The 25,948-nt window shown below is 41.0% G+C and carries 24 protein-coding genes; 16 read left to right on the top strand and 8 right to left on the bottom strand.

Going from position 1 to position 25,948, the window contains the following annotated elements:
* Positions 1–19: 19 nt before the first annotated feature.
* The 5 genes from ACOI22_RS08760 (at position 20) to ACOI22_RS08740 (ending at position 6,820) form a co-directional block, all read left to right on the top strand.
* On the top strand, positions 20–1,054 hold the full coding sequence (locus ACOI22_RS08760; RefSeq protein WP_420671644.1) for a hypothetical protein: 1,035 nt from the start codon (positions 20–22) through the stop codon (positions 1,052–1,054).
* A gap of 21 nt (positions 1,055–1,075) precedes the next feature.
* Entirely contained in the window at positions 1,076–1,912 is an 837-nt protein-coding gene (locus tag ACOI22_RS08755; RefSeq protein WP_420671643.1) for a hypothetical protein, read from the top strand.
* A 178-nt stretch (positions 1,913–2,090) separates the two neighbouring features.
* Positions 2,091–3,278 (top strand): acetyl-CoA C-acyltransferase, encoded by a 1,188-nt coding sequence (locus ACOI22_RS08750; protein WP_420671642.1) that lies wholly within the window; start codon positions 2,091–2,093, stop codon positions 3,276–3,278.
* A gap of 240 nt (positions 3,279–3,518) precedes the next feature.
* Positions 3,519–5,066, top strand: coding sequence for an ATP-binding protein (locus ACOI22_RS08745; RefSeq protein WP_420671641.1), 1,548 nt, complete (start codon positions 3,519–3,521; stop codon positions 5,064–5,066).
* 35 nt (positions 5,067–5,101) lie between these two features.
* Positions 5,102–6,820: a putative bifunctional diguanylate cyclase/phosphodiesterase gene (locus ACOI22_RS08740; RefSeq protein ID WP_420671640.1), complete on the top strand. Its 1,719-nt coding sequence runs from the start codon at positions 5,102–5,104 to the stop codon at positions 6,818–6,820.
* Between the two features lie 84 nt (positions 6,821–6,904).
* Here the strand turns inward: ACOI22_RS08740 and ACOI22_RS08735 are convergent, their stop codons facing one another.
* The 4 genes from ACOI22_RS08735 to ACOI22_RS08720 all read right to left on the bottom strand — a co-directional run bounded on the left by ACOI22_RS08735 (position 6,905) and on the right by ACOI22_RS08720 (position 9,464).
* A complete protein-coding gene (locus ACOI22_RS08735; protein WP_420671639.1) occupies positions 6,905–7,582 on the bottom strand; it encodes a DUF799 domain-containing protein in 678 nt (225 codons plus the stop codon).
* Positions 7,583–7,584: 2 nt separating this feature from the next.
* Positions 7,585–7,947, bottom strand: a complete 363-nt coding sequence (locus ACOI22_RS08730; protein WP_420671638.1) for a DUF4810 domain-containing protein — start codon at positions 7,945–7,947, stop codon at positions 7,585–7,587.
* A 49-nt stretch (positions 7,948–7,996) separates the two neighbouring features.
* Positions 7,997–8,665 (bottom strand): CsgG/HfaB family protein, encoded by a 669-nt coding sequence (locus ACOI22_RS08725; protein ID WP_420671637.1) that lies wholly within the window; start codon positions 8,663–8,665, stop codon positions 7,997–7,999.
* A gap of 127 nt (positions 8,666–8,792) precedes the next feature.
* Complete coding sequence (locus ACOI22_RS08720) at positions 8,793–9,464, bottom strand: MOSC domain-containing protein (protein WP_420671636.1); 672 nt, start codon at positions 9,462–9,464, stop codon at positions 8,793–8,795.
* A gap of 152 nt (positions 9,465–9,616) precedes the next feature.
* On the opposite strand from ACOI22_RS08720, the gene ACOI22_RS08715 reads away from it, so the two are divergent.
* From ACOI22_RS08715 to dnaB, 5 genes are all read left to right on the top strand, one after another.
* The gene (locus ACOI22_RS08715; RefSeq protein ID WP_420671635.1) at positions 9,617–10,189 is read left to right on the top strand and encodes an RNA polymerase sigma factor; all 573 of its coding nucleotides are present in this window, start codon (positions 9,617–9,619) and stop codon (positions 10,187–10,189) included.
* A complete protein-coding gene (locus ACOI22_RS08710) occupies positions 10,182–10,679 on the top strand; it encodes a hypothetical protein (RefSeq protein WP_420671634.1) in 498 nt (165 codons plus the stop codon). The genes ACOI22_RS08715 and ACOI22_RS08710 overlap by 8 nt, the downstream gene beginning before the upstream one ends.
* Positions 10,680–10,691: 12 nt before the next feature.
* Positions 10,692–11,687, top strand: coding sequence for a DUF4097 family beta strand repeat-containing protein (locus ACOI22_RS08705; RefSeq protein ID WP_420671633.1), 996 nt, complete (start codon positions 10,692–10,694; stop codon positions 11,685–11,687).
* Positions 11,688–11,770: 83 nt separating this feature from the next.
* Entirely contained in the window at positions 11,771–12,295 is a 525-nt protein-coding gene (locus tag ACOI22_RS08700; RefSeq protein ID WP_420671632.1) for a gamma carbonic anhydrase family protein, read from the top strand.
* Between the two features lie 231 nt (positions 12,296–12,526).
* Positions 12,527–15,040, top strand: coding sequence for a replicative DNA helicase (dnaB, locus tag ACOI22_RS08695; protein WP_420672347.1), 2,514 nt, complete (start codon positions 12,527–12,529; stop codon positions 15,038–15,040).
* A 76-nt stretch (positions 15,041–15,116) separates the two neighbouring features.
* Here dnaB and ACOI22_RS08690 read toward each other — a convergent pair whose 3' ends face one another.
* The 3 genes from ACOI22_RS08690 to ACOI22_RS08680 all read right to left on the bottom strand — a co-directional run bounded on the left by ACOI22_RS08690 (position 15,117) and on the right by ACOI22_RS08680 (position 17,345).
* Positions 15,117–16,304 carry an OmpA family protein gene (locus ACOI22_RS08690; protein WP_420671631.1) on the bottom strand — a complete coding sequence of 396 codons (1,188 nt, stop codon included), beginning with the start codon at positions 16,302–16,304 and terminating at the stop codon, positions 15,117–15,119.
* Positions 16,305–16,376: 72 nt separating this feature from the next.
* Positions 16,377–16,841, bottom strand: a complete 465-nt coding sequence (locus ACOI22_RS08685; protein ID WP_420671630.1) for a chemotaxis protein CheX — start codon at positions 16,839–16,841, stop codon at positions 16,377–16,379.
* 36 nt (positions 16,842–16,877) lie between these two features.
* Positions 16,878–17,345 (bottom strand): transcriptional repressor, encoded by a 468-nt coding sequence (locus ACOI22_RS08680; protein ID WP_420671629.1) that lies wholly within the window; start codon positions 17,343–17,345, stop codon positions 16,878–16,880.
* A 174-nt stretch (positions 17,346–17,519) separates the two neighbouring features.
* On the opposite strand from ACOI22_RS08680, the gene nudC reads away from it, so the two are divergent.
* Together nudC and hemE are read left to right on the top strand one after the other, a co-directional pair.
* The gene (nudC, locus tag ACOI22_RS08675) at positions 17,520–18,338 is read left to right on the top strand and encodes an NAD(+) diphosphatase (protein ID WP_420671628.1); all 819 of its coding nucleotides are present in this window, start codon (positions 17,520–17,522) and stop codon (positions 18,336–18,338) included.
* Positions 18,339–18,401: 63 nt separating this feature from the next.
* Positions 18,402–19,469 carry a uroporphyrinogen decarboxylase gene (gene hemE, locus ACOI22_RS08670; protein WP_420671627.1) on the top strand — a complete coding sequence of 356 codons (1,068 nt, stop codon included), beginning with the start codon at positions 18,402–18,404 and terminating at the stop codon, positions 19,467–19,469.
* A gap of 47 nt (positions 19,470–19,516) precedes the next feature.
* Here hemE and queG read toward each other — a convergent pair whose 3' ends face one another.
* Positions 19,517–20,689, bottom strand: a complete 1,173-nt coding sequence (queG, locus tag ACOI22_RS08665; RefSeq protein ID WP_420671626.1) for a tRNA epoxyqueuosine(34) reductase QueG — start codon at positions 20,687–20,689, stop codon at positions 19,517–19,519.
* 6 nt (positions 20,690–20,695) lie between these two features.
* On the opposite strand from queG, the gene ACOI22_RS08660 reads away from it, so the two are divergent.
* From ACOI22_RS08660 to mutL, 4 genes are read left to right on the top strand one after another with little or no spacing between them, the layout of a single operon-like run.
* Positions 20,696–22,195, top strand: coding sequence for an NAD(P)H-hydrate dehydratase (locus ACOI22_RS08660; RefSeq protein WP_420671625.1), 1,500 nt, complete (start codon positions 20,696–20,698; stop codon positions 22,193–22,195).
* A 2-nt stretch (positions 22,196–22,197) separates the two neighbouring features.
* Entirely contained in the window at positions 22,198–22,677 is a 480-nt protein-coding gene (tsaE, locus tag ACOI22_RS08655) for a tRNA (adenosine(37)-N6)-threonylcarbamoyltransferase complex ATPase subunit type 1 TsaE (RefSeq protein WP_420671624.1), read from the top strand.
* A complete protein-coding gene (locus ACOI22_RS08650) occupies positions 22,644–23,984 on the top strand; it encodes an N-acetylmuramoyl-L-alanine amidase (protein ID WP_420671623.1) in 1,341 nt (446 codons plus the stop codon). Before tsaE ends, ACOI22_RS08650 begins: the two co-directional genes overlap by 34 nt.
* A gap of 6 nt (positions 23,985–23,990) precedes the next feature.
* Positions 23,991–25,943: a DNA mismatch repair endonuclease MutL gene (gene mutL, locus ACOI22_RS08645; protein ID WP_420671622.1), complete on the top strand. Its 1,953-nt coding sequence runs from the start codon at positions 23,991–23,993 to the stop codon at positions 25,941–25,943.
* The last annotated feature ends 5 nt before the right edge of the window (positions 25,944–25,948 follow it).

Raw genomic sequence — 25,948 nt, 5'->3', positions numbered from 1 at the left:
AAATTTAGGGAATAATACAATGAACATCAAATCACAAATTTTACGTGCTAGTTTACTGGCTTGCTTTATTAGTTTAACGGTGGCTTGTGGTTCTACCTCAACACCTGCTCCTGAAACCGCGGAAATTACCGATATTGGCGAAGAGCAAGCAAGCGTTATTTTAGATAATAATAATACTATTGAAGGCGTTGCTCAAGGCAAGGTGAGCTATTCGCGTTCGTTAGATGCAGAAGAGCGAGGCGAAGCATTGCGCATTGCAAAAGAAGGGTTAGTCAGAAAGTTTGTAGCACAAAAAATGCCTAATTTAGTCAGGAACTACAATGCCACTAAAGAAGAGATTAATGACAATTTAGACGAACTTCTGTTAAGTGAAAAAATTGTTTCAGAAGACATTGATAGTGACAACAAATCATATGCTGTAACTGTGCGAGCTCAAATTAACGAACCTGCCTTATTACTCATATTAAATGGTAGTGATTCTAAAATGGACTCTGCCGAAATGACCTTTATTTTTGTAGCCAGAGAAGACACAGCACAGAATCTTGACGATTATTCAGAGAATGAAAAGACACAAGTTGAATGGCGAGCTATGAATACAAAAGAAATTGATGTGGCCATGGGGGCTGTATTTACCGACCATAATTTTAATGTGGTCAGCCCTGCCGTATTAGAGCTTGAAACCGACGGTGATTTACAAGTGAGCGCCTTTGTAAAAGACTTTGAAGTAGGCGATGACGTAAGCAGTGAAACCTTAGGGCGAGCTATTGTGGGGCTTAAAGAGTTAGACCCTCCCGTTAATTTTTTTGCTTTAGGCACGCTTGATGTTGACCGTTCATTCGTTGACCCAGTATCAGGTAACATTAAGGTGGCTGTGTCGGTTACAGGGCAAATTTTAAATGTATTAAAACGTGGTTCACGGGTCGCTGCAGTTGGCCCTGTGCAGTATTTTGGTGAGGGAACCACCTATGCAGTTGCGCGAAACAACGCATTAAAATCAGCGGCCACCGCGGCCGCTAAAGTGCTTGCAGGTCAAGCTCGCGCAAACAGTTTGTAAGTTTAAATAAGGAATAAAAACATGACCCTTCGTACCAACAAAACTACTCGTTTTACATGTGCTATGTTTGTAGCTATCGCCTTGAGCGGCTGTGATAGCACACCATCTATGCCTGATTTAAGCCAAGTAAATATCTTCAATCAAACTATTGAGGTATCGAAGCCTTGGCAGAATGAGCCATTAGTGAAAGGCAATGAGTGTAATACATTTAGCTACGACAATATTGCCAGCTTTATTAATACTTATTACATAAGCTCAGCAAATAATACCTCCACTGATGACGCTAGCATGAAAACCCTAGAGAATTATTTATTGTCAGCGGTGTTGGTGAATAGAGCAAACCTTTGCTTAGCTGAAGCATTGGAGCTTAAAGAGTTAATTAGTGACCTAGAAGAAGAGCGCGAGATTTTAATAGGCGGAACCAGTATTAGTTCTAGTGAAATGGAAAAGCATCGCGAATATTCTACGGAAGCGTCAGCTGCGATTAAAGAAACCGTGGAAGGCATTGATGCACTCACTCCTCAACAACGTGAAAATTTAACTATAGGTATTTCAACTTATATTGGCGGCTCTTATACATTCGCTCAAACCTATGAACACGCATTAAAAATAGTAGAGGAAGTCAAAGAAAATAGCTCTAATTCAGCTATGGATTGGTTAAATAAAATACCAGAATTAGCCTCTAAGGGCAGCACGTTGGCGTTCGTATATGACGGCATGTACTCTGTAGGTGAATCATGGATGGATACCACAACGAGTTTGTATGAATTCTCAAAAACAAACGACGTGGATTTGCCTGACGATGCAACCTCTATGTACCGTGACATGTTAAGCACTCAAGAAGAGATAGAAGAATAAATGGTAGGTGGTAAGCACCATGCTTATCGCCATATTCATTATCACCATAATTACTTATAAGTATTCAAAATACCTAAAAGCATAAACCTCGGTTATGATGCGTTAACGATTTTTTTACATAAACAAATGCGACAAGGCACCGCGCTAAGCCGTATTTAAGTGAACCGAGGACTTATTTATGAAAGAAGCTGTAATAGTATCAACCGCACGTACGCCTATTGGTAGAGCATTCAAAGGCGGCTTAAACAACACAAAATCTCCAACTATGACAGCGCATGCTATTAAGCATGCAGTGGAACGCTCTGGCGTAGATGGTGCCGAAATTGATGACGTGATTATTGGTTCTGTGTTAAATGCAGGGAGTGCCGGTTCAAACGTTGCTCGTTTAGCTGCGCTTGCTGCAGGCTTACCTTATACTGCTTCAGGCCAAACTATTGACCGCCAATGTTCATCTGGCGTAATGGCTATTGCAACTGCTGCGAAGCAAATTATGGTAGATGGCATGAAAGTAGTAGTAGCCGGTGGCCAAGAAAACATTTCTGAAGTGCAACAAAAGTATTTTGATTGGGTGAGCAAATGCGTTGATAAAAACGTGACTGAACATGCTCCGCACGCTTATATGCCAATGCTTTACACCGCTGAACACGTTGCTAAAAAGTATAATATTTCGCGTGAATCACAAGATGAATATGGGTTTCAATCGCAAATGCGTACCGCTGCTGCTCAAGACGCTGGGCGTTTTGACCAAGAGATTGTGCCTATTAGCACAACAAAAGGTATTTTTAACAAAGAAACGAAAGAAATTACCTTCGAAGATGTGACTATTACTAAAGATGAAGGTAACCGTCCGTCAACCACGCTTGAAAGCTTACAAGCTTTAAATCCAGTTATTGATGGTGGTTGCATTACCGCCGGAAATGCAAGCCAATTATCAGATGGCGCTTCAGCTTGCGTAGTAATGGATAGACAATTGGCGGAACAACGTGGTTTAGATATTCTAGGTACCTATCGCGGCATGATGGTAGCGGGTAACGAACCTGAAGAAATGGGAATTGGCCCTATATACGCTGTACCAAAGCTATTGAAAGTGCATGGTTTAAGTATAAACGATGTAGGTTTGTGGGAATTAAACGAAGCATTCGCATGCCAAGCGCTATATTGTAGAGACGAGCTAGGTATTGATCCAGAAATTTACAATGTAAATGGTGGTGCAATTTCAGTTGGTCATCCTTACGGAATGACTGGCGCAAGAACCGTTGGCCATGCTTTGATTGAAGGTAAGCGCCGTGGTGTGAGATACGTGGTTGTCACAATGTGTGTAGGCGGCGGCATGGGTGCTGCAAGCTTGTTTGAAATTAACAATTAAGCAACTTGCGTACAAATTAAGCAAAATAGGGGAGTAATCCCCTATTTGTTGACTTACTAAGCATCCCTGCTACATTAAGTATATAAATAATAACAAAAAAGCATGGATGCAATAGATAGATAGTTACATACAAAGCTATCTGTTTTATGATATTAATCTAGATTGAATTTTGAACAATATTTTCAACGCTAGATATCGCAATTACATGGATGTGGACGATTATCATGCTAAGGTAATGCCATGCCAGCTGAGTTTCTTACAACAGGTCTAAAACGCTCTGCATTAGTGTCTGCAGAAATTTTATCGACCGATCCGTTAGACGCTCAATTGTTTACTAACAAACTTTCTTTAGCTGCCAGTGTGGCACAAAATCAAAACGCCTTTATTTACCTTATCCCCCAGCGCCAATATATTCAACATGGTAAATGTTCCTTAGGCGAAAGCTTAAATTTCACTTCTTTATTTGTCTACTTAAACAATAGCCAAGAACAATTTGAAATAATTGACGCACCTGTCGATGATGTGTATACCCCAAGCACCCATTCTTTGGCGGTATTTTTACTACAAGATGAAGCGAAAAATCCCCGTGCTATTTTCGGTACTTTCTTTCCTATTAATAGGCCGCTAGATACAAATACCAAAGACTTACTACTGCTGATTAAAGACGACTTAAACCAGCTACTTGGCCTTCAAGAGCAAGTACTTGAGCTAAAAGAGCTGCAATCTCGCTACGTACAAATTTCAGAACTTAATCAGGATTACATTTGCGTAAAAGACAATCGCCACAAAATTGTTTATGCCAACCATGCCATGCTAGAAACATTCCCGACTAATTTGAAGCAAACGGTTATAGGCAACATTGATTTGCTTTTTTATGAGCCAGAAACCAGTGCGACGATTGTTGATTCTGATTTGCATGCCCTAGAGCATGGCTTTTATTCGGGTAATCAATTAATTACCTTAGCCAATGGGCAAGATAAGATATTAGAAACAACCAAAAAGACTTTCGTTGGTAGTGATAAGAACACTTATATTATGTCGGTCTCAAGGGATGTGACTGAAAAAGAAATATTGATAAACGACTTGAAACGCTCAAATGACGATCTAGACAACTTTGCCTACGTTGCGTCACATGATTTAAAATCGCCACTAAATGTTATTAAACGCTTAGTTTCGTGGGTGTTAGAAGATTGCCAAGAGATACTCCCGCAAGATAGTAAGGAAAACCTTGCCTTAGTGCTAAATAGAGCCACGCGCATGGAGAAACTTCTAGTAGACCTTCTTAGTTATTCAAGATTAGGCAAAGATTACCAAGCCAATGGCGAAGTAAACTTAAAGTCATTAGTAATAGAGCTTTTATCGCTGATTGATTTACCAATGGGGTTTGTTGTGAATTGTGATGACCTTTATATATCAGTTCCAGCAGTACCTTTTAATGTTGTGATGTTGAATTTAATCAATAACGCTATAAAGCATCATGATTCAGGCAATGCCAAAATTGAAATAAAAGCGAAGCGCGGAGCAAAAGGTGCCACTATTACAGTACAAGATAATGGCCCAGGAATTGCAGAGCATAATCGCGAGCGCATATTTAAGCTTTTTGAAACCTTAAAACCTCGCGATGAGGTTGAAGGAAGTGGTATGGGTTTGTCAGTAGTGAAAAAAATTGTTGAGCATTACGGTGGTTGTATTACAGTAGAAACTAATCAACCACGCGGCACAAAGTTTATTGTTACTTGGCCTACAACAAATATTGCACAATCGGTATTGAGCAATTTAAATGATTAACATTCAATATAGACTCAAAGTGAAGTGATCACATTATGGAAATGAGAAGAAGGCTTAATGTTTTGCTGGTTGATGATGATATGGCAGATCGTAAAATCATCAAACGTACACTAGCAGAGAATGCAACGGAAGTGATTGTAACTGAAGCCGTTTCTGTCGCTGAAGGCTTAGGATTTTTACAGGAACACAAGTTTGATGTGATTTTGCTCGACTACCGAATGCCTGGTGCAACTGGCATTGAAATGGTTCAGGAATTACGTTCTCGCCCTGATCTTGGCAGTATTGCGATTGTAATGATGAGCGCTTCTGAAAACGAATCTTTAGCGGTTAAGTGCATTGAATCTGGAGCGCAAGACTTCATTCAGAAAACCGATCTGCAACGCTTAAACCTTCATCGAGCTATTATTCATGCACAAAAACGATTTGAGCTTGAGCACAAACTTCACCAAAATTACTTAAATGTAAAACACCTTGCAGAAAAAGATCCACTTACCGGCCTTTCCAATAGACACCATTTTAATCAAATAATTGACATGTTAATTGAAAATGGCAAGCACTCGAAAGTAGAAATGGCGCTATTGCTAATAGATTTAGATGATTTTAAATACGTCAACGATACCTTAGGCCACGACGCTGGTGACAGGCTACTTATAGAATTTTCTACCCGTGTTAAGAAATTATTGCGTCGCCACGAAAGTTTTGCTCGCTTAGGTGGGGATGAATTCGCCATTGTGCTTAATGGAATTAAGTCAACGCAGCAAGTGCGCCTAGTGACTCAGCGCATTCAAAATGCTTTGTCAGTTCCAGTAACGCTAGGACAAACCGAAGTAGTGATTAAAGCCAGTATTGGCGCATCGGTGTATCCTGCACAAGCAGCTGATAAAGATACCCTAGTAAAATATGCCGACATTGCTATGTATCAAGCTAAAGCTAATGGCAAAGGTAAAATGGAGTTGTACGATCCGGTAATGAGCGAGCAATACAGCCGCATGTACGATATCCAAAATGGTATGAAGCAATTGATTCAAGAAGCTGCTTTTAACATCCATTTTCAGCCCGTGGTTGATTTACAAACGAATCAGAAAATTGGCTTTGAAGCACTGATTCGTTGGCCAAATATGAAAAATCAGTTTGTGCCCGATGAATTTATCCCTATTGCAGAAAAAAATAGTGATATTCATGCCATTGGTGAGTGGGTGATAGATCGCGCCATTAGACAAATTTCAAATTGGCAAAAACGTCACGCAAAAGACCGTTTTGTAGCTATCAACATTTCGCCGGTACAACTACAAAATCACACCATCACAGAATATTTGATAAACAGAGCCGAAGCGTATTCGGTAAATCCTCAAAACATTGTATTAGAAATAACAGAAACTGCATTGTTTGAAAAAGAAGTTGAGATAAAACGCTCAATTGAAACCCTTTCAGATTACGGATTTTTAATTTCTTTAGATGATTTTGGTGTTGGCTATTCTTCAATTTCTCATTTAATTGAATACCCTATAAGCATTGTTAAGCTAGATAAATCATTATTCCAAACAGAAGAAGGTGAACAAAAGCGCAAAGCCGTATTTGAAGCCCTAGCGGAAATGTTAAAGCGTTTACGAATGACGGTAGTGGCCGAAGGTATTGAGACTCAAGAGCACTTAGATATGTGCAAAAAGCTGAATATTGACCACGGCCAAGGCTTCTTTTTAGGTCGCCCAGCAGAAGCGGTTGAGTTTGATGCTGAAATGACGCTAATTGCTTAGTGGAGATATTGGGCAAAGTTTAAAAGACTTCGCATTGGTATAATAGCGGCTATTTATATAGCCGCCTACTCAGTAACAAACAAATTACTTTACTTTTTCACTTGTGGCCGGTTGCCCATACTTAGTTGAACGAGGGCCATGCAAAAGACCATTGTGCGCTTTTGATGAAACTAAGCGTGATGATGCGATAGCAGAAACGTCATAGCCAGTATCAACTACAGTTTCTATAATTTGATGGACTGCCGCTTCAACAAGCATACCTATTAACCCACCGCCACTACTGCTTCTGTTTTCTGCACTTGAAGCTGAAGCAGCGCCTTCCCATAAAAGATCTCCAGTTTTTAAATCTACTAATTTAGCACCTACCGTAACAACCGTATTACTCGATATTACAACATAGCTTGTTCCATATTCTACTATATCAATATACAAAGCAGCATCAGCACCAAAGATTTCATAAAGTTTAGCTGTTGGAACCGCATGGATATCTTCAGCAACCGTTAAACCATTGTTTTGAAATGTTTGGTCAACTAAGGCTACGGGGTATACGTAATAGCCGGACTCAGCAATTGGTGCAGTAAGTTGAGTCATTAGGCTATATGGTGCAATAACTTCAGTAGATTGATTAGTTGGAGGCAATATTATGATTGATTTTGGATCTGAGTTTCTAAACTGAGAATAATCATAAGCCGGTGGTAGACTTGTACAAGCACTCATAATGAGCGTGCTTAATATCAGAATTAACGTTGATGTCCTTTTCATTGTTACTCTCCTTGAGTTTTAGCAATAAGAAAATTGATAAAGGAAGCTGATTCAGGAAATAAAAACTTTTCCTGTTCAAAGTGGCTCAAACCTACGGCACTGTTTCCTGCTTCAAAATAAAGCATACCTAAGTGAGCGTGAACGCCAGGAGCTATGGCTTTATCATTAATACTCGCAGTTTCTATAGCTTGTTCTAAAACAGCTATTTGTTCAGATTGAGTTGATTCATTACCTTTAAAATAACTATAAACGCTAGTTTGATAACCGCCGTAATAGTAAAGAGGGGGTTCTGTTGTTTTACAGCCGGTTAAGGCAATAGCAGCAAGAGTTGCTAATATAAACATTTTTACTACATTAAATTTCATCTTGATATTCCTTTTAACTTAAACTACTTCCTAAAATAAGCATGAACGCTTATATATCCCAAGACCCGCTCTCAATACCGTTAACTAAATTATTTACAGCTTCTCTTACAGCTAAATCTAGCACTTTGCCATTCAGGGTTGAATCGTATCCAGCTGAACTTCCGAATCCAATCACTTCACGTTCAGATAAGCTATATTCGCCCGCTCCTGCTGATGAAAAAACTAGTTCAGATGTTGTTACATCTACGATATTTAAAGTCACTTTTGCATAAGCAATTTGTGATTTACCTTTACCCAATAGACCGAACAACTGTTTATCCCCTACGTTTTTGCGGCCAAATTCAGTCACATCGCCAGTTACTATGTATTTAGCACCCGATAGTGTTTGCTTGTTTCCTGTAATTTGAGCTTCACTTGCTAGCATTTCCATATTGTCACGGTCTAATACAGTAAATCGATTAGTTTGCTGGAGATGCCCCATCAACGTTGTTTTCGCTTGACTACCAAGTCGGTCGGTGCCATTTGAAAATATACCGTTTTGAAAGCTAGAACGATTCACAAAAGATCCAACTGCTATTTTGTTTTTAACACCAGAGTAGGAGGTGTTATAGCTATTCACTTTGGGCGTTTCCACGACGCTAGAAGAGGTGGTGGCGCAACCGCTGGTAATTAGTACAAGGGCTGAAACGAGGACACATCCGGTTTGTTTTATTTTCATACTGCTATTCCTTTATATTCATCGAAGTATTTTTATTTTATGTGCAATTAAATTAGTTGTTTATAATCGAAGCCAATTAATTGCAACATAAACTATAACACCAGATTTACAAAAAGGCTTAGTATTTTTATTGGCTCAATTTAACAGCGGCTCTGTTAGCAAAAGCTTGCCATTCGGGTGCTAAGCTTGGCGTGTTAATAGCGGTATCGGCTATATTTAACCAGTATTCACGCATCGCTTCAGCCGGCAGCTGTTTAATACATTTACGCAGCTGCCAAATTTGGCTAACTGAAAGTGCATCTTCTGGCCTATCAACTAGCTTAAGAGAATCACCGCAGGCTATTTCACCTTCTTTAAGTACACTGTAATACCAGCCAGTAATGTTTTTTTCGTATATAAATGCATCGACTCTAGATATACCAAATCGTGTGTTTATTTTAGAGCAGGGCGCTCTGGGGGAAACAAGCTGTAAAATAGCGCTACCTACCTCATATGTATCGCCAATAAATACCGTTTCGTCATCCATACTCGGTGCAGATAAATTTTCGCCAATTGAGCCAATATCGAAAGCAAGCTGAGTGTTTGTAAATTGGGCCGCTAAAACATCAAATGAACTTTGCGCATACTGATGCAATGCCATAAAAGGGCCGCCATGCAGTTTTTTATTTCCTTGTTCGTCTTCAACTGCACCATCAAACTTAATATTTAGACTTTTGTACGGCTTTTTTATAATGCTACTTGGCGCCCCTCGGCTACCAAAAGCTTGGGGCTTACCCGCAAATAAATGGCTGATCTGCATATACTAATCTCTTAATTAGACATTTTTTTATGGTAGTGTTTATAACACTGTACGGCAAATATTATTCATTGATTTATATTTAATTTAAACCTTTTTAAATTACGCTGCGACAAACACTATGACTAACAAAAACGAGCAAACACATTTTTCAAATGGAAGCGAATACACTGGCAATTGAGCCTATTCAAGCTGCAAAAACTATTCAGGATTACTCTGAAGCTGAATTAGTTGCAGCAGCGCAAGCAAAAGATAAAGGCGCGTTTAAGTTGTTGTATAAGGCGCATTTAAATCGCGTTTATGCTTTGTGCTTTCGTTTATGTGCTGATAAATCGCTAGCCGAGGATGCGACTCAAGAAGTGTTTATTCAAGTTTGGCGGAAAATAGAAAATTTTAACGGCGATAGCTTGTTCACAACGTGGCTGCACAGTTTAGCAAGCAATGTAACTATTTCACATATTCGAAAGCAGCGTGGATGGTGGCAAAAGATGATGAATATTGAAGATGCAGGCATAGAGCCCTTCAGTGATGAAAACACGCATTGTAGCAATCAACTTGAGGGCTTGATCATGCGCCTCCCCGAAAGAGCTCGTATGGTATTTGTGTTACATGCCATAGAAGGGTATCGCCATAATCAAGTCGCAAGCATGCTAAATATGGCAGAAGGTACCAGCAAAGCGCAGTATCATCGAGCAAGAACATTATTACAGGAGTGGATGGATGAGTAGCAAATCAGCGCCATCACAAAAAGCAAAATTAGACGAACTCATCGCTAAAGCGCCTAAAGAGCTAGAGCCAACACGTGACTTATGGCCAGGCATTGAATTTGCCTTGGATAATAGTAAACAAGCCTCACAGCAATTTAGTAAGCAACATGTTGTTTGGGGCATAGCTGCTTCTATCTTGTTGGTAGGGTTTATTGCGCTGCTGAGCTTTGAAAGTGGTAAGCAAGTGTCGGGCAATAACTTGGTGCAACAACTGAGCGAACAGCATGTGAAGCAAAAAGATGCTTTGTTGGTGAGCTTAAAAGACCAAGTTGCGGTTACCCAAAACTGGCAACAGCAATTACAAGAATTAGATGAAGCCGCCATTGCAATTAAAAAAGCTTTGGCGAATGAACCAAACAATGTTGCTTTACTGAAAATGCTAAAACAAGTGCATCAGCAGCAAATTGCATTAATTGAGCGGGTACATACACCCGCATGGCAAAAGATATAACGAGGTATCACAATGTTCACTCAAACCCGTGCTGAAAAATACGAATTAAACCCATCGTTCAGAAACATAAGCTTGCTACTTGGCTTAGCGTTATTAAGCCTTAACTCATTCGCTGGCCAAAAAGTTGATGAGAGTTTACAAGTTGACGCCAACAGTTTAATAGAAATTGAACATGTTCGAGGTAACGCAAAAGTGATTGGCTGGGACAAAAATGAAGTAAAAATTGAAGGCGAACTAGGCGAAGATTCTGAAGGAATCAAATTAGAACGCGACGGAAAATCGGTTATTATTGAAGTGGATTCAGTGCGTCAATCTTGGTCTTGGTCTGAAAGCTCGGGCCCAGGCGACAAGCTAACTATATATGTGCCATATAAGAGTAGAGTCGACTATGATTCTCCTAATGCCGATTTGAACATTGAGAACATTCATGGCGGTGTAAATATTGAGATGATAAATGGCGATTTAAGCGCTAATAAGTTGCAAGGTAGGTTAAGTTTACGAACCGTCAATGGTGACATTCGCGCTGAAGAACTATCAGGTGAGTTGTCTTTAGATGCGGTCAATGGCGATATAAGTGCTAGCCAAATAAACGGTGAGCGCATTACAGTAACTACTGTAAATGGCGATATTGACATTGATTCAAGTGCCAGTGAAATTATTACCGAAACGGTTAATGGTGATATAGATATGCGCTTTGACAAAGTAATAGATGTACAAACTAACACGGTAAATGGTGATATCAATATGCGCTTATCATTAATGGAAGGAGCTAGTGTGAGGGCAAGTTCGGTAGGTGGCACAATAGAATTTGCTTTCCAAAGAGATGTACAAGCAAGGTTTAATATAGAAGCTCACGCGGGGGGCTCTATTAAAAACAGAATTACCGACCAACAAGCAAAAAGCGCCAAGTACGGCCCTAGCAAGTGGTTAAGATTTTCTAACGGCAAACCTACCGCCACGGTAGATATATCAACCGTGCATGGAAGAATTGAGTTGAATAAACAATAATTCGAAAAGAGAAAAGACTTTAGCCTGAAGCTTGTTATAATTATGTTACAGTTTCAAAAAATGAAAAGTGGTTAGGCGTAAAGATGATATATCAGTTAGGTAAAGACAAAGTAAGCGTTGGCGAAAACGTTTATATAGCTCCAGGTGCACAAGTTATTGGGAAAGTAAGCTTACAGGATAATGCTAGCGTGTGGTTCAATGCGGTTTTGCGCGGTGATACCGACACCATTGAAATAGGTGAAGGCAGCAATATACAAGATGGCAGCATAGTGCATACTGACTATGGCTTTCCACTAAAAGTAGGTAAAGGCGTTACCGTAGGCCACAAAGTAATGCTACACGGCTGCACCATAGGTGATTATAGTTTAGTGGGCATTAATGCGGTTATATTGAATGGGGCGAAAATAGGTAAACACTGCGTTATTGGCGCAAACGCATTGGTCACTGAAAAGATGGAGATTCCCGATAATTCAGTGGTGATGGGCTCGCCGGCTAAAATAGTCAAGCAAGTAAGCCCTGAACAAGCGCTAATGCTTGAAAAATCAGCTGAGCATTATCAGCAAAACGCAAAGCGTTATGCACAAGATTTACAAGAACAGGGTGACTAACAGCGCTTCTAAATTTACAGTGCTAAAGTGCTAATTCAGACAAGACAAATTAATTTGCTTAGCGCATAATAAGAGACTGTTTTTCGTTTTTTAGAGGCTCGTGTGGCGCAACCACCTAATGACTTTCAATCAAGAGGGTCAAATAAAAAAGAATCTAGTAATGATGAGATTGCTCAGCTAAATACACCCCCGCATTCCATTGAGGCTGAACAGGCCGTATTAGGCAGTATTATGCAGTCTGTGGATGCGTGGGATAAGATTGCTGAAATCCTAATCCAAGAAGATTTTTACAATCGTTCTCATCGCGTTATTTTTGCTGCTATTACGCGCTTAATTGCCAAAAACAGTGCTGCCGACCCAATCACCTTGCAAGATGAACTCGAAATGCACAATGAGCTAGAGGGCGTAGGTGGCCTCAACTACATTGTAATGCTTGCACGTAACACTCCTAGTTCTTCCAACATTAGTGCTTATGCGAACATCGTAAGAGAGCGAGCTGTAGTCCGTGAGCTGATAGGGGCGGCTAACGACATTGCAGACATCAGCTTTAACCCTGAAGGCCGTGACAGTAAAGAATTGCTTGATCTGGCTGAAACCAAAGTATTTGAAATTGCTGAAAAGCGTACCACAGCAAACGAAGGCCCTATAAGTGTTTCAGGAGCTTTGCGTAAAACTATTTCGCGCATTGAAGAACTCGCCGGCCAAGACAAAGAAGTAACCGGTGTATCAACGGGCTTTACTGATTTAGATAAAAAAACCAGTGGCTTACAGCCTTCTGATCTTATTATTGTGGCCGCTCGTCCTTCAATGGGTAAGTGTATTGTGAGTGGTTCAACATTAGTTGAACCCGGTAGCGGTAAATTACTGACCATTGACCAAATGGTGAAAGATAAACGTGCTCGTGTTACTAGTTTAAACAATGACTTTAAACTTGAAACACGAGAGGTTTCAGATTTTGTTGATGATGGTTTCAAGCCTGTGTTTAAAGTGAAAACAGCTTTAGGTAAAGAAATTGAAACGACCATTACGCATCCGTTTTTGTCGGGCGATGGATGGCAACCATTAGGTAAGCTACAGGCAGGGGATTTGATAGGTGTGCCTAGAACCTTACCTATATTTGGTAAACAAACCTTAACAAAGCAAGCGCTTGCGTCATTAGCTTACTCGGTGAGTATTGAAGCCAAGCCAATCGAAGAAAGCAAACTGTATAATGATTACGGCGTTGGATCTGATACTCAGGCTGATACTAAAAGCCCTACGTTTGCCCTTTCTCCTATTTGTGATATTTACCAGCATGTAAATGCCTCGGTTGCTCATGAGTTAGCGAACTTATTTAATCGCGAAAGTGAATATGAAATCGCTAACGAAGAGCAAGTAAGCCGTGCATTTTCAATATCACTTAAGAGTAAAGTACTGCCTGACTCGGTGTTTTCGCTATGTGAATCCAATTTAGCATTACTGCTAAATCGTTTATTTGCCTGTAACGGCCATCTTTTTACACTTGCTGATAGCAAAAAAAGCAAGGATGTTCGACTTACTTTCATAAGCCAAAGCGCAAAGCTCGTGCAGCAAGTACAGCACTTATTGCTAAGGCTAGGTGTAGTTGCTAAGCGTCAGGTAGTTGAAAGAGCTAAGGCTCAGCAACATTGCTTAAGCGTGGTTTCACCTTCACATCTTGCTCGCTTTTTAGAGAAAGTAGGCATTTTTGGTAAAACTTTCCAAGTTTCTGAAGCAAAGAGTATTTTACTTGATTCTAATCTTGATGATTCAGAGCCCTTACCGCAAAGTGTTTATCAGTATGCGATGAGTGTTTGTGAGCAAAACCAAACACTACCAGAACTCAATAATGGCGCACTTACAAGAGCTTCAGCGAAAGCGATAGGTGACTTGTTAAATGATGCCTATCTTAAAAATATTGCGCAATCAGACGTGTACTGGGATGAAATAGTAAGCATAGAAGGCATGGGCGTAAAGCAGGTTTATGACTTAAGTGTTCCGCAAGTGCACAATTTTATTGCCCAAGATATATGTGTTCACAATACCACCTTCGCTATGAACTTAGTTGAAAATGCCTTGCTCCTTGAAGAAAAGCCGGTATTGGTCTTTAGTTTGGAGATGCCTGCTGAACAAATTATGATGAGGATGTTGGCCTCGCTAAGCCGCGTAAACCAAACTTCGGTTAGAACCGCCAGGCTGGAAGACGCAGATTGGGCGCGTATTCAGTCAAGCGTTAAAATGCTTAACGACAAAGACAACTTATTTATTGATGATTCGTCAGGCTTAACACCTATGGAAGTAAGAACCCGTGCGCGTAAATTAGCGCGAGACCGCGGTGGAATTTCTATGATAATGATAGATTACTTGCAGCTTATGCGGGTGCCGTCATTGTCGGATAACCGAACCTTAGAAATTTCTGAAATATCACGCTCTTTAAAAGCTTTGGCAAAAGAACTCCAATGCCCGGTTATTGCCCTATCACAGCTAAACCGTGGACTAGAGCAGCGAGCCGATAAGCGCCCCATTAACTCAGATTTGCGTGAATCAGGCGCAATTGAGCAGGATGCCGACCTTATTATGTTTATATATCGTGATGAGGTTTATCATGAAAACAGTGAATTACAGGGAATTGCCGAAATTATTATTGGTAAGCAACGTAACGGCCCTATTGGTACAACTCGTTTAACTTTCCAAGGCCAATTCTCGCGTTTTGATAATTATGCAGGACCTGCTTACGATGATGAGTAACTCCGTAGCAAGGTATTTATAAATAGCAGGCACAAAAAAAGCGAACATAGTTCGCTTTTTTTACATCTAATGAAAATTAACGTGTTGCTTTTGTTTCAACAAGAGCAGTAACTTTAACTTCAATACGACGGTTTATGCGATGTGCTTCAGCAGTGTTTGAAGTATCTTTTAACTGAGATTCTCCGAAACCTTGTGCTTCTAAGCGATCAGCGTCAATTCCGTAATCATCAATTAATAGCTGACGAACAGTTTTAGCACGTTTTTCAGATAAGAACTGGTTGTACTCTGCACTACCTACAGAAGAAGAATGACCTTCAACTACCGCTTGAGTGTTAGGGTAACGGTTCATGAAATCAACAAAGTTTTGAATGCGAGCAGAATCAGCATTTGAGATTACGCTGCTGTTATTTGCAAACAAGATATCTAATTCAACAGACACTTCTTCTTTTTCAAATACGCTACAACCAAGTGCATCTACTTTATCGCTAGAAGGTGTGTTTGCACACTCATCTTTGCTATCTACAACACCATCGTTGTCAGTATCTTTGATTGCACAACCACGTGCATCAACCGAAGTTCCAGCAGCTGTTGATGGGCACTGATCTTGAGCGTTGTTTACGCCGTCACCGTCCATATCGATGTTACAACCGGTAGCGTCAACGCTTGTACCAGCTGGAGATGAAGGACAACGATCAACTGCGTCATAAACGCCATCGCCGTCTGAATCAGGTTGAGAAGTAGGTGTGCTACTTACGTTACCAAATACATATGCAAGACCTAACTTAGCACTGTAATCTTTATAACGCTGACCAAAGTCATAATAAGTCGCTATTTCAGTAATTAAACGTAGATTGTCACTTAGTTCCCAGTGCTTACCTAAACCAGCACTAAGCATTCTGTAACTTTCTGAGTCTAAAGACTGTTCGCGTAAACCAGAAAACAAGTAAGCTGCATCTTCTTCGAAGAAATACATTACGTCAGCACCAACTTGTGTGCCATCGTCATTGTAGCCATTACTGTTATCAAGTAACACACGGCCTAGCTCGAAGCGAACTGCCCATGAAGGGTCAAAACGAAAACCAAGTTCACCACCAAAGCCTCTTCCGTCATCAAGGCCGCCTGATGGTTCGCCTTTAGCGCCATCAGCGTTGTAATATTGTGCGAAACCGCCTACCCAATTTTCATAGGCTGGCGCTTCTTGTGCTTGTGCAGTCATGGCAATAGAGCCAAGAGTAGCAGCGATCAACATGGATAATTTTTTCATTAAGCAATGTCCTTTTTAATGATTGTTATGTAATTATTAGTGCGTTTCTTGTAAATTCCAGCGCGTAGTATACTACTTATCGAAGCAAATTTCTAAATATGCATTACCCGAAGGGCTGGCGAAGGTTAAAATTATCTTTGGCCCATCTACTTTATGCTGAATAGTATGGTCAGTGCCTGATACTATTACAGGGGTGGCTAGTTCAAAGTCATAGTTTTGTTCGGCTAACGAACTCTTGGCGCCGCCGCATATCATGTTGGTCATTTCACCCACCATATCGCGCACTTCATCGTCAATAGAGTTAGTTACTTCCCCTAGCATATTTTTCATAATACTAGTGGCAAGTGCTTTATCAAAGGTAATGGCCATAGAGCCCTTCACTTGCGGACCTATCATGCCAATGATACCTGATACCTCACCTCGGGCTAACTCATCCCCTTTTTTTTGGGGCTTTTGCACAACTAAATCTATTTGCGCCATTGTGCCAATAACGTTTTTTAGTGATGCAATAAACGGGTTTATAAACTCAACCTTCATAATACTTATACGGCCTTATGTTTTTGTTGTAGTCACCTACGTGTTAATTGGCTCTTTTTGGCATTTTACGCAAACGCCATGTGCCTCAATGGTTTGGCTAACTATTTGAAAATCATTTTCCATGGCTTGAGCCGCTAAGGTTGATTCTACTCCATTTGAGCTTATTTCTTGAACGTCACCGCAATGGTCACAAATCAAAAATTGAACTGGATGAGAGCAACCAAAATGATGGCAAGCCTTAAACGTATTGGTAGATTCTACTTTGTGTACCAAGCCTAAATCTAAGAAAAAATCGAGGGCTCTATATACCGTAGGCGGTTTGGCTGAGTCTTCGATCTTTTTAAGTTTATCCAATAAATCGTACGCACCTATTGAAGCGTCTTCTTGTAATAGTATTTCATAAACTTTAGCGCGTAAGGGAGTAAATCGGGCTCCTTGGTCTTCGCAAAATGCACGGGCCTTACGAAACAAAATTTGCTTACTTTTAGATAACTCTGTATTCACTCTAAATATTTACCTTACTTGCTGACTAAGCAGATTTATTCTACTTTAGCCTATAACCAACACCTAGTTGCTGGTAATTTATTGTTAAAGTATATCATTGCTTGCATTGTGAACAAGTCACAATGCAAGTAAAGTTAGTGCAATTATGCTAATTTTTTAAAAGCAGTTAAATTTATGCCTCCACAAGAACAAAAAAATCCGATTACCTTTATTTTTATCAATGAAAAACTTTTGATTTCGAAATCAGAGCGTTTATTAAGCGGCTTAAACTCCTTACCACTCATTCCCTCTGAATTGGCGCATTTTGAAGATGAAAAAAAGCATTTGGGCGTAGAAAGTACTTACGGACACCACTCGTTACTCGATATTCACCATACCGACTTTGAGCACGCAGACTACGAATTAGTTACCTTGCGTGAATTACTTACGCAAGTTCCATCTGATGATTTTCAGTTTATTGCGCAAGCGTGGCAATACGCTTTATTTTTACGAACCCATCGATACTGCGGACGTTGTGGCCACGAACTTCGACAAGTATCATGGGAAATGGCCATGCACTGTGATAAGTGCGCTCATCGTGTTTATCCCCGAGTATCACCGTGCATTATTGTTGCTATTCACAACAATGATAAAATACTTTTGGCCCAGGGAGTGCGTCAACAAACGCTTAAATTTTATTCAACGTTAGCTGGGTTTGTAGAAAGTGCAGAATCTTTAGAGCAAGCCGTTCATAGGGAAGTCTTCGAAGAAGTAGGAGTAAAGCTTGGCAAAATTGAATATATTGACAGCCAACCTTGGCCATTTCCTCATTCATTAATGTGCGGATACATTGCAGAGTATGCATCTGGTGATATTAAGATTGAAGAAAAAGAGATAGTGGATGCGCAGTGGTTTGATATTGATGATTTGCCATTAATTCCACCTAAATTCTCAATTGCGGGGCGATTAATTGAAGAAACCATTCGCAGAATCAAGCAAGACAAAGCAAAATAGCGTATTCTTACGTATTAAATATTTTCGTTATTTATTGAAACAAGAAGAGATGATTAGCCGCACATGACAGCACTCAAGAACGACCGATACATTCGCGCACTCCTAAAGCAACCTGTTGATTACACCCCAGTATGGATGATGCGACAAGCAGGGCGTTATTTGCCTGAATATAAAGCAATCCGAGCAGAAGCCGGTGATTTTATGGCGCTTTGTACTAATCCAGAACTAGCGTGTGAAGTGACCTTACAGCCATTGCGCCGGTTTAATTTAGATGCCGCTATTTTGTTTTCAGATATATTGACTATCCCAGATGCTATGGGTTTAGGCTTGTACTTTGAAACAGGCGAAGGCCCCAAATTTGAACGTCCAATTTCAAGTGCCAGCGATGTAGATAAGCTACCTATTCCCGATCCTGAATTGAGCCTTGGATACGTAATGGATGCAGTACGTACTATTCGTAAAAACTTAAAAGGTGAAGTCCCCCTAATTGGTTTCTCGGGTAGCCCGTGGACACTAGCCACTTACATGGTGGAAGGTGGGTCAAGTAAAGCCTTTACTAAAATTAAAAAAATGGCCTTTAGTGAGCCAGCTATACTGCATAAGTTACTTGATAAACTAGCTGATTCAGTTATTACCTATTTGAACGCGCAAATTGCTGCCGGCGCGCAATCAGTTATGATTTTTGACACTTGGGGCGGCGTACTAAGCCCGCGTGACTACAAATTATTTTCTTTGCAGTATATGGAAAAAATAGTAGATGGATTAACGCGAGAATACGAAGGACAAAAAATACCGGTTACTTTGTTTACCAAAAATGGCGGTATGTGGCTAGAATCTATTGCGGCTACTGGTTGTGATGCTTTGGGCTTAGATTGGACCATTGATATTGCCGATGCAAAAGCTCGCGTTGGTGATAAAGTTGCACTTCAAGGTAATATGGATCCAAGTGTATTGTATGCGCCTAAAGAGCGTATAGAGCAAGAAGTGAAAGATATTCTTGCAGGGTTTGGTGAGGGCGAAGGGCACGTGTTTAACCTAGGACACGGTATTCACCTTGATGTTCCGCCAGAAAATGCAGGTCACTTTGTTGAAGCGGTACATAAATTTTCAAAACCGTACCACAGCAAATAAAGTAGTTTACAATTAGCCAAAGCTAGTGCTTAGCTTTGGCTAATATCTCATGCGTCTCGCGGAAGGCCTTTTTCCACAATTCGAATCAAACGCTGATGCTGCCTTTTGCTTTGCGCTAAAGCTGGCGTTTCTTTTTTAGCAAATTGTTGTTCAATTGCCCACTCAAAATGCTCTATAAGTACGGCATCATCTGTATTTTGCAAGGCATTCTGAAGGCTCGATAAAATCTCAATCTTATAGGCTGCGTTACCCATTGCGATAGATAAATTGCGTTGCCAATTTTGAAATCCGATGCGGCGAATTGGGGAGCCTTGAGTTTTCTGTAAGAACTCATCTTCCGTTAGTTCAAACAAATTCACCAAGCTAGCACCTTGTAAAAACTCACGAGCATAGAAGTCTTTTTCTTGCGTAACTTCGGCGTATCTGTTCCACGGGCATGCTAATTGGCAGTCGTCACATCCATATACTCTGTTGCCCATAGCTTCCCGAAATTCATGGGGAATTACGCCTTTATATTCAATCGTTAAATACGAAATGCATCGCTTAGCATCAAGTGTATAAGGGGCAACAATGGCGTTGGTTGGGCAAATGCTAATGCATGCTGTGCAAGATCCGCAAGCCTCTTGTGCTGGTGTATCAACAGGCAGTGGTAAATTAATAAACAACTCACCTAAGAAAAACCAAGAGCCAGCTTCTTTATTGAGTGTTAAGGTGTGCTTGCCCGTCCAGCCAATGCCTGCTTTTTCTGCAATAGCATGTTCTAGTACAGGGGCCGAATCTACAAAGGGCCGATAGTCTAGGTCTTCACAAAACGTCTTTATTTGTTCACCTAACTGTTTTAAGCGATTTCGCATTAATTTATGATAGTCACGCCCTAGCGCATAACGGCTTACATAAGCAAGCGAGTCATTGGCTAAATTATTAGCGAATTGTGCATTTGGCGGTAAGTAATCCATTCTTACACTTATGATTCGGCAGGTATTTGGGTGTAATTGATTGGGTTGTAAGCGTTTATCAACATTGCGCTCTAGAAATGACATATTACCGTGATAACCCTTCGCAAGGTAGGTTTCAAGGGCCTCTTTGTGTTGACTTACGTCAATATCACATATGCCAACTTGTTGAAATCCTAGCGCCTTTGCACAAGCCTTGATATGGTTAGCAATAGACAATGCATCAGTACTGTTTGCACTGGTTAAATTTGATTCAGAGAAGGACATGCACTTATGTTGCAAAAAAAACGTGGCAATAGCTTAACACAAAAATTGTATCGCGCAGACCAAGTTAGATTGCATGAGCAGGACGCAGCCAAAGCATTAGGCGTTGATATGTTCAGTTTAATGCAGCGCGCGGGAGCGAGTGTTTATCAACATTGCGTGTCTTTGTTCCCCAATGTAGACAACTATTTAGTGTTAGTAGGCATTGGCCATAATGCAGGTGATGGCTACGTTGCCGCGTTGGCAGCTGCCAATTCAGGCAAAAATGTCACCCTTTGTGCCGTTGAGCCAGAACGTGAGGTGTCAGGTGATGTGGCGAAGGCAAAGGCTGCTTGGCTAGCATCGGGCGCTAAGGTCAATGCGTACTCCAAAGATGCCCTTGATAAAGCCGATGTGGTAATTGATGCCTTGCTAGGTACTGGCATTAATGGTGTGATTCGACAAGAGTTTGCTACTATTATTGAAGAGATTAATCACCATAGTTGCCCCGTGGTAAGTATTGATGTACCAAGCGGCTTAGATGCCAACACGGGAAATACTTTAGGTGAGTGTGTTCAAGCAACCGCTACCGTAACTTTTGTAGGTATAAAATTAGGCTTAACCACAGGGGCTGGTAAGCAAGCCACGGGCAAACTTATATTCGAAGACCTTGGCATTGGTAAGGTGTTTGCCGAGTACGCCCGAAGCGATGCAAGCGCTCTTGATTTTAAACATTTTAAAGGTTTGGCTCCTCGCCCCGTGCATAGCCATAAAGGTACGTATGGTCGTTTACTTTGCATTGGTGGAAATGAAGGGATGTCGGGCGCAATTCGCTTAAGCTCTGAAGCAGCGCTGCGAACTGGTACAGGCCTTGTTAAAGTATTTGCTCACCCAGAATCTGTTCGCCAAATTAGCGCTGGCCGCCCGGAACTTATGGTCAGTAGCGAAGGTCTTAAAGAAGCTTTGCAATGGGCCACTTGTATTGTTATTGGCCCAGGCTTAGGGCAAAACCAGTGGAGTAAAGACACCTTTGATACCACCATGGATTATTGCCAGCAACATAATAAACCCATTGTGATTGACGCTGATGCTTTGAACCTGAAGGCGGTTAACACCAGTTTTGTTGCCCTGACTGACTGCGTGGTAACGCCTCATGTGGGTGAAGCGGCGCGTTTGTTAAATGTTTCGATAGAAGAAATTGAAGCCAATCGGTTTAATTTTGCGCGCCAATGCGCCCAGCGCTATGATGCTGTTTGTGTATTAAAAGGTGCAGGAAGTATTGTAGATAACCAGTCACATTCTTGGGTTTGCAGGCATGGAAACCCAGGTATGGCAACCGCTGGGATGGGAGATGTATTAGCAGGAATATTAGGCTCGCTGATGTCACAAGGTTTAAGTAGTGAAATGGCTTGCCAATATGGTGTCTCGATTCATGCCAAAGCGGGTGATATAGTAGCGCAAAAATATGGGCAACGCGGATTGCTAGCGAGCGATTTGTTCAACACTGTAAGAAAGCTAATAAACGAATAATAATGAAAATACAACGTTACTGCGCAAATGAAACAGCTTCACGTGAATTGGCCTTTAGTCTAGGCCGTGCCTTTATTCAACTAGGCTATGGCGGCACATGTTGCTATTTACGCGGAGAATTAGGTGCAGGAAAAACAACCTTTAGTCGCTCATTACTTCATGCCTTAGGGCATGAAGGTAAAGTTAAAAGCCCCACCTACACATTAGTTGAGCCCTACGATTTAGGTGATATTACTATGTATCACTTTGACTTATATCGTTTAGCTGATCCCGAAGAACTCGAATTCATGGGGATTCGTGACTACTTCAACGATTTGAGTGCAAGTTTGGTAGAGTGGCCTGACAGAGGAGAGGGTTTGTTGCCTAAGCCTGATATAATTATTGATATTCGTTACGAAAATGAAGGTCGCTCATTTGAACTTGAAGCATGCTCGGCCTTTGCTGAGCAATGTTTTTCGCTTATACAGGAAAACAAAGCGTGATTAGATTTTTTATTACTTGCTTTGTTTTTTTCTGTGCATTTACTGTCTTAGCGGCGAATAAAATAGAACAAGCACGCTTTTCAGACTCTAGTGATACAGCGCGCATTGTGTTTGAGCTTAAGCAAGCGCCTACCTTCTCATACTTTTCCTTAAAAAATCCTGATCGCCTTGTTGTTGATATAAAAGGCGTGCCAAAAGCTTATAACTTTAATGATTTGAACCTAACGGGTAATAAGGTAAATCGAATTCGCCATAGTACGCCTAAATCGAAAGGTGATACGCGAATAGTGATTGAAACCAGCAAAAAACTTAATCCTAGAATCTATTTATTAGAACCCGGCGATGGGAATTCTCATCGAATGGTTGTTGAGCTTGTAGACCCTAATCCGCCGCCGGCTTTTACTATTAATAACTCAGGGCCTAACCGCGACAAGAATATCATTGTGGTGATTGATGCAGGTCATGGTGGTGCCGACCCTGGCTCTATTGGTCCTACAGGCACTTATGAGAAGAATATTACTCTTAGTATAGCCAAAATGCTCGCCAAGTTAGTAGACGAAGAGCCAGGCATGCGCGCTGTATTAACACGAAAAGGGGATTACTACATATCTCCCAATGATCGCCCTAAAGTTGCGGCTAAAGAAAAGGCGGATTTATTAGTTTCTATTCATGCCGATGCTTTTACCACACCGCAGCCTAAAGGGGGCTCAGTTTGGGTATTGTCTAAAGGGCGAGCCGACAGTGAACTGGGGCGTTTATTAGAACAAACAGAAAGAAGCTCGCAGTTACTAGGTGCAGCTGCTGACGTAATAGATGACCGAGACACCGAACGCTATTTTGCTGAAACCATATTTAATATGTCGATGGATTTATCAAGAGCCTTAAGTTACGAATTAAGTAACGAAGTGATCAAAGAAATGAAAAGCATTACTAAAATGCACAAAAGAACCCCACAAAGTGCTAGTTTAGCGGTGCTAACTGCGCCAGAAACGCCTTCTATTTTAGTTGAAGTGGGGTTTATCTCTAATCCTCAAGAAGAGAAAAACCTAAACTGGGCATTGCATCGTCAACGTTTGGCTGCGGCAATGTTTACGTCTATTAAACGTTATTTTCAAAAAACGCCGCCTGATGGCACCTTATGGGCCCAATGGAAAAGTAAAGCTCCTATTAGTCACACGGTAGCAAACGGAGAGTCGCTGTCGCTATTGGCGCAACGATACGGTGTGTCGGTACGCGAAATCAAAGTACAAAATAACCTAAACTCAGATCTTGTCCGCATTGGTCAGGTTTTAAATATACCAAGGTAATTGTAATTGAGTAATTCCAGTTCAAATATGCATGCTTCTATTAAAGTACTCTCGGCTCAGCTTGCAAACCAAATTGCTGCGGGTGAAGTAGTTGAACGCCCTGCGTCAGTGGTTAAAGAACTTGTTGAGAATAGCTTAGACGCTAAAGCGACAAGAATTCATATTGAAATTGATCAAGGTGGTCAAAAACGTATATTAATTCGCGATGACGGAAAAGGTATAGTTAAAGATGAGTTACGCTTAGCTTTAAGCCGCCATGCAACCAGCAAAATATCAGATATAAATGACCTTGAAAATATAGTGAGCATGGGATTTAGGGGGGAAGCACTTGCCAGTATTAGTTCGGTAAGTCGTTTGCAATTAACGTCCAAACCTAGCGAGCAAAGTGAGGCATGGCAAGCTTGTGCCGAAGGACCGAATATGGAAGTACAAGTACTTCCCGCGGCTCACCCTGATGGCACCTCTATTGAAGTATTGGACTTATTTTTCAACACCCCCGCAAGGCGCAAATTTTTACGCTCGGGAAAAACTGAATTACAACACATTGAAAATATTGTTAAGCGCCTAGCCCTAACGCGAAAAGATGTGCAATTTACATTGATTCATAATCAAAAACAGATTTTTAAATATGCGGCTTGCAGCAGTTTAGCTAAAAGGGTTGAACAAGTGTGCGGGAAAAGCATACTTGAGGGCGCTGTACCCGTTGATTATAGCTTTGAGAATATGAGCATTAAAGGATGGTGCAGTGGCTTAGGCGTGGGCGCAGCCACGCGTGACAATCAATACACGTTTGTAAATGGGCGTATGATGCGTGACAAGTTGTTGTCGCATGCAATTCGCCAGGCTTTTGAAGATACCCTCGCACCGCAAACCTTTCCTAGCTACGTGCTGTTTGTGAGTGTGCCGGCAGATCAAATAGATGTTAATGTTCACCCAGCAAAACATGAAGTACGCTTTCATCAATCACGCAAGGTTCATGACATCGTCTTTAAAGCTATTACCGATGCTCAATCTACGTCTTTTCATACCGAGCAAGGGGGGGATGAAAACGATATTGCCAATATGGCCAAACCTCATACACTTGAGCCCACTGAAGCGGCACATAATTACGGTAATCATGATTACATACAGCCTCTTGAGCATACTGCAAGCCATACCTACTCTAATGAAGCTCGTGAGGCATCGCCTTTTCCTAGTGTTCGCGCACAAAGTACTGGCCAAGCAAGGTTATCCCCTTATCGTGGCGAAAATGTAAGTGCTGTAGAAAAACAAGCAAATCACAGCTTTTATCAAAGTATGCAAAATCGGAGTGAGGCGGGGAATTCTTCGCCTACAAGCAGCGACGAAAATATAGATAAGCAATTAAACGCAAATATTTTAAACGCTTCAACTTATGCGCTTTTGCAAAATCAGCTTATTTTTATTCAGCAAGCTGACGTGAAATCGCTGCACCTACAATGTATTTTAAGTGCATATTTACAGGAAAAAATTAAGCAATCAAGTGCTTCTCAACCCTTATTGATGCCTGTGTCTGTTGGGCAAAATGAAACGCTGGAAGCAAATGCCATGGAAAGTATTTGTGAGCACTTACTTACCCTTGGTGTTATGGTTGACAGGAAGTCACAAAAAGTAATTTTAAAACAGGTTCCTTCTACTTTGCGCCAGCTTCCGTGGTCAGGTGTATTTTCGGCGGTCCTTGAAGGATTAATTGCGAATAGCGATTTTTCTAGCAGTGAGGGTTTCTCACGCCTATTTTGCGATGAATTAGCAAGCGTATGGTTGAAGCTGCTGTCGCCTGCGCAAAAAAATGAATCGGCTAATAGCCAATTTTCAATGCTTGCTACTGTCAATACTTGGCTAAGTGAATTAAGTACACAAAGTGTAGACACGTTATTAAAAGAGCATGTTATGTCTGTATCCATAGGTGATAAAATATTGCCATTGCTAAGAGCACAGTAAATTCT

This window comes from Glaciecola sp. 2405UD65-10 (genome assembly GCF_048820975.1).
Taxonomy (GTDB): Bacteria; Pseudomonadota; Gammaproteobacteria; order Enterobacterales; family Alteromonadaceae; genus Glaciecola.
This window is presented reverse-complemented; position numbering and strand designations above follow the sequence as displayed.

What these genes read in the sequence shown, in the direction of transcription:
- ACOI22_RS08760 (WP_420671644.1), top strand. Translation starts at nt 20, where the DNA reads ATGAACATCAAATCACAAATTTTACGTGCTAGTTTACTGGCTTGCTTT.
- ACOI22_RS08755 (WP_420671643.1), top strand. Translation starts at nt 1,076, where the DNA reads ATGACCCTTCGTACCAACAAAACTACTCGTTTTACATGTGCTATGTTT.
- ACOI22_RS08750 (WP_420671642.1), top strand. Translation starts at nt 2,091, where the DNA reads ATGAAAGAAGCTGTAATAGTATCAACCGCACGTACGCCTATTGGTAGA.
- ACOI22_RS08745 (WP_420671641.1), top strand. Translation starts at nt 3,519, where the DNA reads ATGCCAGCTGAGTTTCTTACAACAGGTCTAAAACGCTCTGCATTAGTG.
- ACOI22_RS08740 (WP_420671640.1), top strand. Translation starts at nt 5,102, where the DNA reads ATGGAAATGAGAAGAAGGCTTAATGTTTTGCTGGTTGATGATGATATG.
- ACOI22_RS08735 (WP_420671639.1), bottom strand. Translation starts at nt 7,582, where the DNA reads ATGAAAAGGACATCAACGTTAATTCTGATATTAAGCACGCTCATTATG.
- ACOI22_RS08730 (WP_420671638.1), bottom strand. Translation starts at nt 7,947, where the DNA reads ATGAAATTTAATGTAGTAAAAATGTTTATATTAGCAACTCTTGCTGCT.
- ACOI22_RS08725 (WP_420671637.1), bottom strand. Translation starts at nt 8,665, where the DNA reads ATGAAAATAAAACAAACCGGATGTGTCCTCGTTTCAGCCCTTGTACTA.
- ACOI22_RS08720 (WP_420671636.1), bottom strand. Translation starts at nt 9,464, where the DNA reads ATGCAGATCAGCCATTTATTTGCGGGTAAGCCCCAAGCTTTTGGTAGC.
- ACOI22_RS08715 (WP_420671635.1), top strand. Translation starts at nt 9,617, where the DNA reads ATGGAAGCGAATACACTGGCAATTGAGCCTATTCAAGCTGCAAAAACT.
- ACOI22_RS08710 (WP_420671634.1), top strand. Translation starts at nt 10,182, where the DNA reads ATGAGTAGCAAATCAGCGCCATCACAAAAAGCAAAATTAGACGAACTC.
- ACOI22_RS08705 (WP_420671633.1), top strand. Translation starts at nt 10,692, where the DNA reads ATGTTCACTCAAACCCGTGCTGAAAAATACGAATTAAACCCATCGTTC.
- ACOI22_RS08700 (WP_420671632.1), top strand. Translation starts at nt 11,771, where the DNA reads ATGATATATCAGTTAGGTAAAGACAAAGTAAGCGTTGGCGAAAACGTT.
- dnaB (WP_420672347.1), top strand. Translation starts at nt 12,527, where the DNA reads ATGCAGTCTGTGGATGCGTGGGATAAGATTGCTGAAATCCTAATCCAA.
- ACOI22_RS08690 (WP_420671631.1), bottom strand. Translation starts at nt 16,304, where the DNA reads ATGAAAAAATTATCCATGTTGATCGCTGCTACTCTTGGCTCTATTGCC.
- ACOI22_RS08685 (WP_420671630.1), bottom strand. Translation starts at nt 16,841, where the DNA reads ATGAAGGTTGAGTTTATAAACCCGTTTATTGCATCACTAAAAAACGTT.
- nudC (WP_420671628.1), top strand. Translation starts at nt 17,520, where the DNA reads ATGCCTCCACAAGAACAAAAAAATCCGATTACCTTTATTTTTATCAAT.
- hemE (WP_420671627.1), top strand. Translation starts at nt 18,402, where the DNA reads ATGACAGCACTCAAGAACGACCGATACATTCGCGCACTCCTAAAGCAA.
- queG (WP_420671626.1), bottom strand. Translation starts at nt 20,689, where the DNA reads ATGTCCTTCTCTGAATCAAATTTAACCAGTGCAAACAGTACTGATGCA.
- ACOI22_RS08660 (WP_420671625.1), top strand. Translation starts at nt 20,696, where the DNA reads ATGTTGCAAAAAAAACGTGGCAATAGCTTAACACAAAAATTGTATCGC.
- tsaE (WP_420671624.1), top strand. Translation starts at nt 22,198, where the DNA reads ATGAAAATACAACGTTACTGCGCAAATGAAACAGCTTCACGTGAATTG.
- ACOI22_RS08650 (WP_420671623.1), top strand. Translation starts at nt 22,644, where the DNA reads ATGTTTTTCGCTTATACAGGAAAACAAAGCGTGATTAGATTTTTTATT.